The sequence below is a fragment of the Rhodothermales bacterium genome (genome assembly GCA_034439735.1).
Taxonomy (GTDB): Bacteria; Bacteroidota; Rhodothermia; order Rhodothermales; family JAHQVL01; genus JAWKNW01.
Genome location: JAWXAX010000174.1, coordinates 1 through 13354 on the forward strand (window position 1 = coordinate 1; position 13354 = coordinate 13354).

At 62.5% G+C, this 13354-nt stretch carries 13 protein-coding genes; 8 read left to right on the forward strand and 5 right to left on the reverse strand.

Annotated features, from left to right (window positions below; translation table 11 throughout):
- From SH809_13430 to SH809_13450, 5 genes are all read right to left on the reverse strand, one after another.
- Nucleotides 1–497: inorganic phosphate transporter (locus SH809_13430; protein MDZ4700705.1), on the reverse strand; the 497-nt coding region annotated here is incomplete at its 3' end.
- Nucleotides 498–598: 101 nt separating this feature from the next.
- A complete protein-coding gene (locus SH809_13435) occupies nt 599–1942 on the reverse strand; it encodes an amidohydrolase family protein (GenBank protein MDZ4700706.1) in 1344 nt (447 codons plus the stop codon).
- 61 nt (nt 1943–2003) lie between these two features.
- A complete protein-coding gene (locus SH809_13440) occupies nt 2004–3512 on the reverse strand; it encodes a DUF1501 domain-containing protein (GenBank protein ID MDZ4700707.1) in 1509 nt (502 codons plus the stop codon).
- A gap of 18 nt (nt 3513–3530) precedes the next feature.
- A complete protein-coding gene (locus tag SH809_13445) occupies nt 3531–6299 on the reverse strand; it encodes a DUF1553 domain-containing protein (GenBank protein MDZ4700708.1) in 2769 nt (922 codons plus the stop codon).
- A 92-nt stretch (nt 6300–6391) separates the two neighbouring features.
- Nucleotides 6392–7177, reverse strand: a complete 786-nt coding sequence (locus tag SH809_13450; GenBank protein ID MDZ4700709.1) for a DUF1080 domain-containing protein — start codon at nt 7175–7177, stop codon at nt 6392–6394.
- Between the two features lie 294 nt (nt 7178–7471).
- On the opposite strand from SH809_13450, the gene SH809_13455 reads away from it, so the two are divergent.
- The 8 genes from SH809_13455 to SH809_13490 all read left to right on the forward strand — a co-directional run.
- Entirely contained in the window at nt 7472–8233 is a 762-nt protein-coding gene (locus SH809_13455) for an HAD family phosphatase (protein ID MDZ4700710.1), read from the forward strand.
- A 36-nt stretch (nt 8234–8269) separates the two neighbouring features.
- Nucleotides 8270–9199 (forward strand): decarboxylating 6-phosphogluconate dehydrogenase, encoded by a 930-nt coding sequence (gene gnd, locus SH809_13460; protein ID MDZ4700711.1) that lies wholly within the window; start codon nt 8270–8272, stop codon nt 9197–9199.
- A gap of 38 nt (nt 9200–9237) precedes the next feature.
- Nucleotides 9238–10698: a glucose-6-phosphate dehydrogenase gene (zwf, locus tag SH809_13465; protein ID MDZ4700712.1), complete on the forward strand. Its 1461-nt coding sequence runs from the start codon at nt 9238–9240 to the stop codon at nt 10696–10698.
- Nucleotides 10699–10977: 279 nt separating this feature from the next.
- The gene (gene pgl / locus SH809_13470) at nt 10978–11700 is read left to right on the forward strand and encodes a 6-phosphogluconolactonase (protein MDZ4700713.1); all 723 of its coding nucleotides are present in this window, start codon (nt 10978–10980) and stop codon (nt 11698–11700) included.
- A 125-nt stretch (nt 11701–11825) separates the two neighbouring features.
- On the forward strand, nt 11826–12122 hold the full coding sequence (locus SH809_13475) for a nucleotidyltransferase family protein (GenBank protein ID MDZ4700714.1): 297 nt from the start codon (nt 11826–11828) through the stop codon (nt 12120–12122).
- Nucleotides 12123–12204: 82 nt separating this feature from the next.
- A complete protein-coding gene (locus SH809_13480; protein ID MDZ4700715.1) occupies nt 12205–12477 on the forward strand; it encodes a DUF86 domain-containing protein in 273 nt (90 codons plus the stop codon).
- A gap of 32 nt (nt 12478–12509) precedes the next feature.
- Nucleotides 12510–12731: a hypothetical protein gene (locus SH809_13485; protein MDZ4700716.1), complete on the forward strand. Its 222-nt coding sequence runs from the start codon at nt 12510–12512 to the stop codon at nt 12729–12731.
- A gap of 201 nt (nt 12732–12932) precedes the next feature.
- The coding region (locus SH809_13490) for a c-type cytochrome domain-containing protein (protein MDZ4700717.1) at nt 12933–13354 on the forward strand (422 nt) is incomplete at its 3' end.

Below are 13354 nucleotides of genomic sequence, written 5' to 3' on the forward strand. Positions count from 1 at the left end.
CAGACGAAGGCGATGCCCACCGACACAAAAATCCCGGAGATGATGCCCAGAGCGCGCCCGGAGTTGATGTAGGTGGTGAGCGCCTCGGCGCCGGCGCCGGCGGCGGCGATCTTGAAGAGGGACACCACAAACGCCGCCCCGAGCAACTCGAACACAAGCGACACCGTCGTCGAAGTCGGCATCCCAAGCGTGTTAAACGTATCGAGTAAGACGACATCGGCCAGCATGACGGCCGCAAACAGCACCATCACGTCCGCCAGCGAGAAATACTGGGGATTAAAGATTCCGCTGCGGGCGACCTCCATCAGTCCGCTCGAAAAGGTCGCCCCTATGAACACGCCGAAGCTGGCGACGATCATGATGGATCGCCAACTGGCCACCCTGGACCCGATAGCGGAATTGAGAAAATTCACAGCGTCGTTGCTGACGCCTACGACGAGGTCGAAGATCGCCAGGAGCAGCAATACAACGACAAAAATCAGGTAATATTCGATCATGATGCAGGCCGGAGCATCGTTGGAGGGATGCCGTGGCGCTTAAAAATAGACCGGAGCCAATTATGATGTATTAAGCCAGTGTTACCAAAGAGCCCGGTGCGTCACGACCCGCTGCCCACCGTTCGTTCGATTTCAGCCAGCTCCTGTTGGATAGCCTCCTCCGACAACCAGACGCCACGCACCATCACGCCGGCCCGGTCGCGGATGTGACGCACAGTGTCCATCGGATTTTGATTGACAAGCACCAGATCCGCCCGCTGGCCCAACGCTATCCGGCCAAACGTATCCTGATCGGCAAAATAATCGCCAACACTCGCCGTGCCTGTGCGATAGATCTCGTAGGGCGACATGCCGGCCTCGGCCATCCGTTCGAGTTCGTTGTGCAACGAAAAGCCCGGCACGCTGAACTGCTGGGGAGCATCGGTGCCCATGAGGATGCGCGCGCCGGCGTCATTCAACGCCGCGAGTAGTTTCATCCGGTTTGCGATGTGGTGCTCGGCCGCCTCCGCGTTTCGGTTCGCGTCGGCCAGTCGTTGCTCATGGGTCGAAATCCAGCTCGCGACCATCGCCGGAGGCATGTACGTGAGTTCGGGCAGGCTCCGCATGGTCTCGAGATCGATCGTCCCATACAGCACCTCCCACAGGACCATCGTGGGGATCACCCATGCGCCGGAGTCGACGGTGAGTTGAGCGGCTTCCGCCAGGGCCTCATCGCTCACCGGCTGGCTCGTCCCGTCCATGAAGATCGTATAGCCATCCAGATGGTCGAATGTCTCTTGCCCCATCTCGATGGCATGAGCGAGGCCGACGGCATCCGGCACGTGGCCGCCAAAGCGAATCCCGACTTCACGCGCCGTCTCGGCCATCGCATCGTACTCTTCCAGGGTCAGCCCCGGATGCACCTTCAGGAGATCCCATCCCTCCATCTTCTGCTGGCGGACCCGAGCCTCGGCCTCGCCGGGCGAGTTGATCGACCCGCCGCTGAAGCTCGGGCCGGCCAGATAGAGGGTCGGAGCGACGATCTCGCCGGCGTTGGCCTTCCGTTTGATCTCAAGCTGCCCGTCATGCCCTAACATCCCACGCACGGTGGTGATGCCGTTGGCGACATACATGAACAACACCGCGTCGGTGTACGCCTGCGGGTCCGACGGCGGGGGGATGTGCCCGTGCATCTCGGCGAGGCCCGGCATCAAGTACTTGCCCCGCCCGTCAATGACCTGCGCCCCTCCGGGGACGGCCGTTTCGCCGGCCGGCCCGATCGCCACGATCCGGTCGCCGCGGACGACGACGGTCTGGTCTGCCAGCACGCGCTCGCTATCCATTGGGAGGACGTTTACGTTCGTAAACACGATTTCACCAGCCGCCTGCTGCGCCTGCGCCGGCATGGGCTCGTGGGAGCAATGGAGCGTGGCCACGGCCAGGAGGAGAAGGAGCATGGAGCGCATGAGAGGAGGTGGGTTGGTGGATAAACATCTTCGGGCTGCAGTAAATCGAATCACCTGGGCGTCAGGCAAGTAGGTCCTGAACGACCTCACCGCTTACGTCCGTGAGGCGGAAGTCGCGCCCCTGGAACGGATAGGTGAGTTTGGTATGGTCGAACCCAAGTTGGTGCAGGATCGTCGCCTGGAGGTCCTGGACGCTCATTCGACCGGAGACGCCGGCATACCCGATCTCGTCGGTTTCTCCGTGGGTATAGCCACCCTTAAACCCGCCGCCGGCGGCCCACATCGTAAAGGCATCGCCCTGGTGATCGCGGCCGACAAACGGGTTGTCCTGGCCCGATCGGTTTTCGAGCATCGGCGTCCGGCCGAACTCGCCGCCCCAGACGATGATGGTTTCATCGAGCAGGCCGCGTTGCTTGAGATCGAGCAGGAGCGCGGTCGTGGCGCGGTCGGTCTCGTTGCACCGGTCGATGAAGCCATGCAGCAGGCCCTCGCTCGCGCCGGCGCCGTGGGCATCCCATCCCCAGTGAAACAGCTGCACGAAGCGCACCCCGCGTTCGACGAGCCGGCGAGCGAGCAGGCAGTTGTTGGCGAAGGACGCCTTGCCGGGCTCGGTGCCGTACAGGGCATGGATGGACTCCGGCTCCTGCCCGATGTCCATCGCCTCCGGGACGGACAGCTGCATCCGGAACGCCATCTCGTACTGGGCGATACGGGTGAGGATCTCGGGGTCGCCCACCTGGTCGTGCTGGATTTCATTGATCGCATTGATCGCATCGATCGAGCGCCGGCGCAGGTCGCGACTCATCGGGTCAGGATCGGACAGATACAGCACGGGATCCCCCTCCGACCGGCACTGGACGCCCTGGAAGACACTGGGCAAGAACCCGCTTCCCCAGGCGCTTTTGCCGGCGTCCGGGTCGTTCGCGCCTGAAACGAGCACTACATACCCGGGCAGGTTGGCGTTTTCGGATCCGAGTCCGTAGGTGATCCACGAGCCCATGCTGGGCCGGCCCATCCGGGGGGACCCCGTATGCAGCAGGAGCTGGGCCGGCGCGTGGTTGAACTGGTCCGTGTGCAGCGCTTTCATGAACGTCAGTTCGTCCGCCACGGTCTGCAAATGCGGCAGCCGGTTTGAGATCCACGCCCTCGACTCGCCGTGCTGGGCGAACTCGGCCTGAGGTCCCAACATCTTCGGGACGCCCTTGATAAACGCAAACCGCTTCCCTTCCAGGAGCGACGGCGGGCAGAGCTGGCCGTTCAGCTTCGCGAGGTCGGGCTTAAAATCGAACAGCTCCAGCTGCGACGGGGCGCCGGCCATGTGCAGGAAGATGACGTGTTTCGCCTTTCCCGGAAAATGAGGCCTCCGTGGGGCGAGGGGGTCTGCTGCGCCGATCGTCCCCGGGGCGAAGCCCGTAGCCCCGCCCAGCAGCGACGTCAGCGCGGCCGCGCCAAGGCCGGTCGTACACGTGCGCAGAAAATGCCGGCGCGTGAGATGCTGGTAATAGGCGTGGCGCGCTTCGTTTGAGATTTCCATCACTTTCGCATTCACTTTACCTTTTGCCTTTTGCATTTTGCATTTTGCATTCAATCACGACTTCGTCAGGAAGGCGTCCAGATTGAGAATCGCGTTGGCGACGACCATCAGCGAGGCCACCTCGGGATCGTCCGGACGGCTGACGGGGCCTACCTCCACCGGGCCGTCGGCCGACGGGACGTCGAATTCAAAGTAGGCGTCCTTGTACAGCCCCACAAGTACCGCCAGCTCGTCGGGAAGCGGGTCCCGCGCCAGAGCAAGACGATAGCCATGCCGCAGCCGCGCTTCGAGGGTTTCGCCGCCTTCGGATTTCATCCGGCCGGCGAGGTACTCCGCCGCCTCGACATACACGGGGTCGTTCAGCGTCACCAGCGCCTGCAGCGGCGTATTCGTCGAAATCCGCCGGGACACGCAGAACTCGCGGCTCGGGCTGTCGAAGGTGATCATCGACGGGTAGGGGCTCGATCGCCGCCAGTACGTGTAGACGCCGCGGCGGTGCTGATCGCCGCCGGCGCTGGTCTCCCACTTCGCATTACTGTACGGAACGCGCCAGATGCCGTCCGGTTGGTACGGATAGACACTCGGCCCTCCGATTTCAGCGCTCAGCAGGCCACTGACGAACAGCGCCTGATCGCGGATCTCCTCGGCCGCGAGGCGCACGCGCGGTCCCCGCGCGAGCAGGGTGTTCTGGGGATCGCGGGCGATGAGCGCCGGTGTCACGTCCGACGACTGGCGATAGGCCGCCGAAACCACGATGGCCTTCAGAAGCGATTTCACGCTCCAATCGTGGGTGTGGATGAACTCGAGCGCGAGCCAGTCTAGCAATTCCGGATGGCTCGGCCGGTCGCCCTGGCTGCCGAAATCCTCCAGTGTCGGGACGATCCCCTGGCCGAAAAGCTGCTCCCAGAACCGGTTTACGATGACCCGGGCCGTCAGCGGGTTCGTGTCGCTCACGATCCACCGCGCCAGCCCGAGCCGGTCGCGCGGCGCATCGGGGGGCAGCGCCGGCAACGCGCCGGGCACGGCGGGTTCGACGGCCTCGCCGGGATCCATCCAGTTGCCCCGATTAAAGATTCGCGTGGTGCGCTTGGCCTCGCCGGCCAGCTCGCGCAGGATGGGAGTATCCGCCTCCGGCGCCAGGGCTTCGAGGGCGAGGCGCTGCTGGAGGAGCGTGTCGCGGGCGGCCGACGACAGATGATCGACGGCGTCGTGCAGGTAGAACCAGTGGATGTTGAAGAGGCTGCCCTCGGCGCGGCGCTCGAAGCGGAAATAGAGATCGTGCGTCCCCTCCGCCCGGCTGAGCGGCATCCGGAGGGTGATGTAGTTTCCCCATCCGTTGGTGGGCTCGAGAAGAAAACGCCCCAGCGACGGGCCATCGGGCCGGTCGAGGCGCACATCGACATATCCTCCCTGACCGGCCGACGAATAGCTGAGCGAAAGGGCGTCCTTCCCGGACACCTCCACGTCTTCGAACACCACGAATCCGCCGTGCTGGATCGAAATAATGAACGTGCCTTCAGGCGAGACGCCCTGGCTTGAATCCGCGTCGCCGGCGATGAGCCGGCCATCCGGATACAACGCGTGCTCGCGGCGATCGGCCCAGAGGGCGTTATCAGGCAGCGGCGCGGTCTTCTCGGCAGCCATCACGGCGTCGATCAGACCGGCCAGCGTGCCCTCCACCGAATCCGCGAAGGTGCCGAGCGTCGGCGCCTCGTCTGGCTGGTCGCGATCGGCCGTGTTGTTGAAGAACGCCAGAGACGTATAATAGTCCTCATGGCGGAAGGCGTCGTACGGATGGCTGTGGCACTGGACGCAGGCCATGGTGGTGCCCATCCACACTTCCCAGGTCGTGTTCACCCGGTCGATCACCGCGGCCGTGCGAAACTCCTCGTCGTCGGTGCCGCCTTCGTCGTTGTTCATCGTGTTGCGATGGAAGGCGGTGGCCAGAAGTTGGGACTCTGAGGGGGCGGGGAGCAGGTCGCCGGCGAGTTGCTCGATCGTAAACTGGTCAAACGGCATGTCCGCGTTAAACGCGTCGATCAGCCAGTCGCGGTATTTCCAGATGGAGCGGTGGTCATCCTTTTCGTAGCCCTTGGAATCCGCGTACCGCGCGAGGTCCATCCACATGGCGGCCCAGCGTTCGCCGTAGTGTGCACTGGCCAGGAGGCGATCCACCACGCGCTCGTAGGCATCGGAGGAACGGTCCGCGCAGAAGGCGTCCGCCTCGGCCGGCGTGGGCGGCAGGCCCGTCAGGTCCAGGCTGACGCGTCGCAGGAGGGCCGAGCAGTCGGCCTCGGGCGAAGGTCGCAACCCTTCCGCTTCGAGACGAGCGAGGATGAAACGGTCGATACCCGTGCGGGCCCACGAAGCGTTGCGGGGGTCAGGAGGGCCGGCCGGCGTTGGCGGAACGTACGCCCAGTGCGTCTCCCAGGTGGCGCCCTCTTCGATCCAGCGCTTGAGCAGCGTGATGTCCTCGTCCGCCAGCGGTGGGTGTTCGAAGGGCATGCGTTCTTCGGGATCCGCATGCAGTAGGCGGACGACCAGCTCACTGGAATCCGCATGCCCGCGGACGATGGCCGGCTTGCCGGATTTGTTCGGTTGAAACGCCTCCTCCTCGAACAGCAGGCTGAACTCGCCGGCCTGCTTGACGCCGCCGTGGCACGCGAGGCAATTCTCGTTCAGGATCGGGCGGATTTCGTCGTTAAACGCCACCGGCTCCGGACTGGCCAGCCAGTTCCGCAGCGGCCCGAACGCCAGCAGCGCCAGGACCGCCGCGCCGCCGGCAAGGACGATGGGTTTTCGATTCAATGCAGTGAAGGCCATACGCTGGATTCGGATGAACGAAAATCGTTTAAACCGCAAATCGTTATTCGCTAATCGTTATTCGCTAATCGTTATTCGCTAATCGTTATTCGCTAATCGTTATTCCCCAGCTCCCGGAGCCAGATATTCCGGAAGCGAACGGGATGATCGTGGTCCTGCAGCGAGATCGGCAATTGATCTTCGTGCGCCTCGTACGGCGGCCGGGCGTGGTGCCCGGTCGGCCCGGTCAACACGACGTTATCCTGCACCAGCACGCCATTGTGGATGACGGTAACCCGCGCCGGCGTCAACAGGGAACCGTCGGCCGCGAAGCGGGGCCGGCGGAAAACGATGTCGTAGACCTGCCATTCGCCAGGTGGGCGCGTGGCGTTTACGAGCGGCGGATACTGCCCGTAGAGCGCGGAAGCCTGGCCATCCGGGTAGGTCTTATTTCCGTAGGAATTGAGCACCTGCACCTCATACTGGTTCATCAGGAAGACGCCGCTGTTGCCGTTGTCCTGCCCCTCCCCCTTTGGCGGGTTCGGGCTGGCCCACTCGACGTGGAGCTGCACGTCGCCGAAGCCCCGTGTCGTTTCGATGCCGCCGGCGCCGTCGACCACCTCAAAGTAGCCGTTTTCGACCTTCCAGCGCGCCGGTCGGCCGTCTTTCTGGCTCACCCACCCATCCAGGTTCGCCCCGTCGAAGAGCACGATGGCGTCCGAGGGCGGCAGAATGGGTTGCGCCTGGCCAGCGCCGGTCTGGACGATAGGCGGTTGGGGACGATCGAGGTCGTGCACGTCCCATGCGCTGAGGTCGGGCACGGCCTGCGCGAAACCGGCGTGTGGGGATGCGATACCGGCGAGCAGGAAACCGCAGAAAATAAGGAGTGTACGCTGCATGGTCGTAGGGTGTGATGGGAAGAGTCGGGGCATTAAATATGTTGCACCCGCCCGAAAGCTGCAACCGAAACATAAACTTCTGGATTCATGGGGTTCCGGGTCCGGGGTTCCGAGCATCTCTTGAATTACGCGCCCTACCCTGAACATTGAACCCTGAACCCGGCGGTGTTTAAGTAACCGCCCCATCGGCCGAAGCTTTATCCGGCTCCTCTGCCCGACGAAATGGCGCCTGAAACGGCGTCCAGCCGTCGGAGAATCGTTCATCAGGGTATGGACGCAAAGGGCGTCCGACGCATGTCGCACCGAACTGCCGTTATCTTCGATCTCGATGGGACACTCGTTCAAACCGAGCGCCTCAAAGCCTATTCGTACGCCCGCGCCGCCGTCGCCATCTCGGAGGCGACAGTGAACGAAGAGGAAATAATCGAAGCCTTCAAGGACGTTGTCGGCCGGTCCAGACAGGAAGTCGGCGAGATGCTCATGCGACGATTCGGGCTCGAGTCCGGCGCGCACAAGCTGGCCGTCGAGACCGGAGCCACGTCGCCGCTCGATGCGTACCTGACGGTCCGCCTCCGCATCTACGAAGAGATGCTGGCGGACCCCTTGATGATTCGCAACAACATCTGGCCGCACACCATGGCCCTGCTGCGGCACGTCATCAAAAAAGGATGCGCGATCGGCCTCGCGACGATGTCGCACCGACAGCAGGTCGACCGCGTACTCGACGTGCTCGATATTGCCGACTGCTTTGACGCGATCGCGACGCACGAAGATGTCCGAGTAACCAAGCCGGATCCAGAGATCTACCTCCTCGTTGCAGAACAGCTCGACCGCCGGCCCGAGGAGTGCCTCGTCATCGAGGACTCCGTCGCTGGCGTCGAAGCCGGCCTAGCCGCCGGCATGGCGGTGGTGGCCGTAAGTACCCCGTTCACGAAGGACCGGCTCAACAAGGCCGGCCTACTGCCTGCCGAACGCCTCATTCACGACCCCAAACTACTCGCCGGCGTGGTCGATATCCTGCTCCAGGAACCCCGACGCATACCGATAGATCACTAATTTTTATCCCCACTCTCCGTTCCCCTCGAAAGCCTTATGGAAGTCACCAAAAAAACCATGCAAATAGCCATGATCGGCCTGGGCAAGATGGGCGCCAATATGACGGTGCGCCTCTTGAACGACGGCCATAACGTCGTCGCGTTCGATCTCAACGACGACGCTGTCCGCAAAGCTGAAGCCGCCGGCGCCGTCGGCGCGCGCACGCTCGACGAAGTCGTCGCCAAGATGAAGGCGCCGCGCGTCGTATGGGTCATGGTGCCAGCCGGTAAGGCGACCGAGAGCACGGTGCAGGCCCTGGCCGACCGCCTCTCGCCGGGCGACCTCATCATCGACGGCGGCAACAGCAACTTCAAGGGCACGATGGAACTCGGCGCCAGCGTCGAAGCGCGCGGTCTCCACTTCGTGGATGTCGGCACCAGCGGCGGCGTATGGGGCCTCAAGGAAGGCTATAGCATGATGGTCGGCGGTAGCGACGCAGCCGTCGCCCTGCTCCGGCCGGCCCTCGAAACCCTCGCCCCCGCCTCGGACAAAGGCTGGGGACACGTCGGCCCGATCGGCTCCGGCCACTTCGTGAAGATGGTCCACAACGGCATCGAATACGGGATGATGGCGGCCTTCGCCGAAGGCTTCGCCCTCATGCGGAAACGCAGCGACTACGGCCTCGACCTTGCCCAGATCGCCGAGATCTGGCGCCACGGCAGCGTCGTCCGCTCCTGGCTGCTCGACCTCACGGCCGAAGCCCTCGCCGAAAACCCGGAGATGGACGATATCGCGCCCTACGTGACCGACTCGGGCGAAGGCCGCTGGACGGTGTTCGAAGCCATCGACCAGAACCTCTCGACCCCGATCATCACGCTCTCCCTCCTCCAGCGCCTCCGCTCGCGCGAGGAAGAAGGGTATACGGAGAAACTCCTCTCCGCCATGCGTAATAAATTCGGCGGCCACAGCATTAAGAAGACGGTGTAAGGCGTACAGCGCATTCATCCCCAAGCAAATCGACCTTCATGAACGGATCCTCCGCGGAACCCCATCTCTTCGTCGTTTTTGGCGGAACGGGCGACCTCATGCGCCGCAAGCTGTTGCCGGCGCTGTACCATCTGGCCAACAAGTACCAGCTCGGCAGCCAATTCAAAATCCTGGGCGTGGCGCGTAGCACGGAGTATGACGATGTCAGCTACCGCCAGTTCGCCGCCGAGGCGCTGAATGAGTTCATCGGAACCCAGGACGGAAAGTCGAACGGCTGGTGCAACGAATGCCTGTATTTCCAGAGCATTCAGAAGGGCGAGGCCAAGGATTTTGTGGCCCTCCGGGCCCGCATCGAGGCGATCGAGGCGGAAAACGGCCTGCCCGGCAATCGGGTTTTCTACCTGGCGCTCGGCCCGACGGCGTTCCCGTCGACGATCGCTGGCCTCGGCGAATCCGGCCTGAACGACAGCCAGGGGTGGACGCGGCTCGTGATCGAAAAGCCGTTCGGGCACGACCTCGAAACGGCCCGCGAACTCAATGCTACCGTACACGCGCACTTCAAGGAGACGCAGGTGTACCGCATCGACCACTACCTGGGCAAAGAGACCGTCCAGAACCTGCTCGCGTTCCGGTTCTCGAACCCGATGTTCGAGTCGGTATGGAATCGGGACCGGGTGGAGAATGTGCAGATCACGGTGGCGGAAGACCTCGGCGTGGGGACGCGCGCCGGCTACTACGATCAGTCCGGCGCCATGCGAGACATGATGCAGAACCACCTCACGCAACTCCTGACGCTGACGGCCATGGAGGCGCCGGCCGCCTTCGAGGCCGATGCCATCCGCGACGAAAAGGTGAAAGTCCTCCGCTCGATCAAGAAGATCCGGGCGCGCGATGTCATCTTCGGGCAATACGACGCCACGCAGAATAACGGCCATTCCACGCTCGGTTACCACGAGGAGGACGGCGTCGCGAAGGACTCGAAGACCGAAACGTTCGTCGGCCTGCGGCTCCACATCGACAACTGGCGCTGGGAAGGCGTGCCCTTCTACCTCCGCACCGGTAAGCGGCTGCGCAAACGGGTCACCCAGATCATCGTGAACTTCAAGATGCCCCCGGTGTCGCTGTTCCAGACGTTCGAGGGCTGCCATCTCCACTCGAACACGCTGGTCATGACGCTCCAGCCAGACGAGGGGTTCGTGCTCTACTTCGACGTCAAGCAGCCTGGCCAGGGCATGAACCTCCAGCGCCAGGCGCTCAAATTCCGCTACTCGGATAAGTTTGGTCCCTTGCCAGACGGCTACGAGACGCTGCTCAACGACGTGATCACGAACGACCAGACGCTGTTCGTCCGCGCCGACGAGGTCGAGGCCGCCTGGCGTCTCTACGAACCGCTCCTCGAGCTGCCGATCCCCCGGTACGGCTACGAAAGCGGCGACTGGGGCCCACAGGAAGTCCACCAGCTGCTCGCCGAATACGGTCATCGGTGGGTGACGGGGTGAGATGGTTGGCAGGTTGCAGGTTGGCAGGTTGGCAGGTTGGCAGGTTAGATTCAATAAGTGACGTTACGGAGTGACGACCAGAAACGGGTAAAAATGCCGGTTTTCAAACCGTAGAGACGCAAAATTTTGCGTCTCCTTGCAGGCCCCGCGTAACGTCAGTCAATAACATAGCGCGCCCGATTCCTTGACAAGGCCCCTCCTCGGATCGAGGAGGGGCAACTTCTGATATCGAGGATTCGATATCAGAATGGGGAGGTGTCGCTTCCAGCGAGTAGACCCATGTCTTTAAACGTCTCCCCCGATAAAGAAACCCTCAGCCGGCGCGCCGCCGAAGCCGTGGCCGCGCTGATTCGCCATGCCGTCGACCAGCGCGGCCGGTGCACGATCGCCATGGCCGGCGGGAGCACGCCCCATCGGCTGTACGAGATCCTGGCCACCGACATTCGCGACGACATCCCCTGGGAACGAGTCCATTTGATCTGGGGGGATGAGCGCCACGTCCCGCTCGATCATCCCAAAAGCAACTTCCGCATGGCCCGCGAGGCGTTGCTGGAGCGCGTCCCGCTCCTCCCGGATCACATCTACCCGACCCCCATCACCGGCGACCCCGCCGCCGACGCGGCCGCCTACGCCGCCACGATCGACACCCTCCTGGTGCCCGACTCCGGCCGGCTCGACCTGGTGCTTCTCGGCCTCGGAGACGACGGCCACACGGCCTCCCTGTTCCCGGGTTCGCCCGCCCTCGCGGAGACCACACGCACCGTCGTGGCCGCCCCCGCGCCCGTCGATCCCCGCCAGCGGATCACGCTCACGTTCCCGGCGATCAACCGGGCGCGCAACGTCTTTTTCCTCGTCGCCAGCGCCGACAAAGCCCCGGCACTAGCCTGTGTGTTTGGCAAACCGGGCGGCGTGGCGGAGTGCCCGGCGAGTCGTGTGCAGCCGGCCGGTGGGGAACTGGTATGGTGGATGGATGAGGCGGCGGCGGCGTGCCTGGAACTGTAGGAAAAAGCAGGGAATTGCCCTTGAGTCCAAAGGATCTCTTCAACAGGTAGGTTCCGAACTTCTACTAGAAGGAATCGTTAGCGCTGAGGAAAGCGCCACACTAAATACCATCGCAGAGCAAGGGGATGATGCCCATTAACGATCCCATACTCGCACGTTTTTCGAATGAGATTCGCCGTATCGCGCGATACAACGGTGCGATTCGGATCAGGCTGTTTGGATCGCGTGCTACGGGTGCGGCTACCGACACCAGCGATATCGACTTGCTGGTCGAACTTGAGCCTGGACGCGACTTATTCGACTTGATCGCGATCAAACAAGATCTAGAAGCACTCGTCGGCCACGCTGTAGATGTCGTTGAAGAGAGTGGACTGAGTCCTTACCTCCGCGACCGGATCCTGGCTCAGGCGATCCCACTATGAAACCCGCGCATGTATTTCTGCGGCATATCTTAGATGCCATTGTATGGATTGAGCAGTACACTGCTGAGGGCGCGATTCCTTCATGGCGAACAAAATGATGCAGGATGCAACCGTGCGCAATCTTGAAATCATTGGAGATGCAGTCAAGAATCTACCTCCGAACCTGAGAGCGACCTACCCAGACATCCCATGGAGTCGCATTGCCGGATTGAGAGACGTGCTGATCCACGATTATTTCGGAGTGAACCTGGATTCCGTCTGGAACGTCATCGAAAACCGCCTCCCGGAGCTAAAACAGCACGTACTCGACATCCTCTCTACGCACCCATTCGATTCTCCTGATCAAGCGAATTGATCGCTGTCAATCCCTTCATATCTCATCCATGAATGAAACGCACCATCATCTCGTTCGACCCGGAGGTTCATGCGGTACTCCGCCTGAGATCTCTCCAGTCCAACCGATCCGTTTCCGACCTCGTCGACGAGGCTGTTCGCCTGATGCTCGCTGAGGATCTGGAAGATGTGAATGCCATCGCTGATCGGGAAGAGGAGCCGACGATTCCGCTGGAAAGCCTCGTTCAACGTCTCAAAGAGCTTGGCAAGTTATGAGGTGACGTTACGCGTTGCACGTTTTCGCGTTGAAGGTTTATGATATTGATACACCCATTGAGGCCGCGAAGGGCGACTCTAAAACCAAACGCATAACGAAAAAACGTTCAACGCGTAACGGCTGTTATGAGGATGACAGTGAGTTGACGTTGTCAATCCGCGACGCATTTCGTTTTTTGGGGGATCACCGAATCGACTTCCATGCACACCCTCCGCCCATACCTCCTTCTTCTTCTCCTCCTCGCCGGCTGCGGACCCGCCGGCGCCCCCTCGCCCGCGGAGCAGGTAGCCGCCCTGGGCGAGATCGACTTCAACTTTCACATCCGCCCCATCCTCTCCCAAAACTGTTACACCTGCCACGGCCCCGACGCCGCGAGCCGGGAAGCCGAATTGCGACTCGACACCCCCGAGGGCGCCTATGCCCCGCGGGATAGCGGCTTTGCTATTGTCGCGGGCGACCCCGCCGGCAGCCAGGTCATGTACCGCCTCACCGCCACGGACCCGGAGGAGCGGATGCCACCGGTCGACTCCCACTACGAACTCACACCCCTCCAGATCGAAACCGTCCGCGCCTGGATTGCCCAGGGCGCCGTCTATAAACCGCACTGGGCGTTTATCCCACC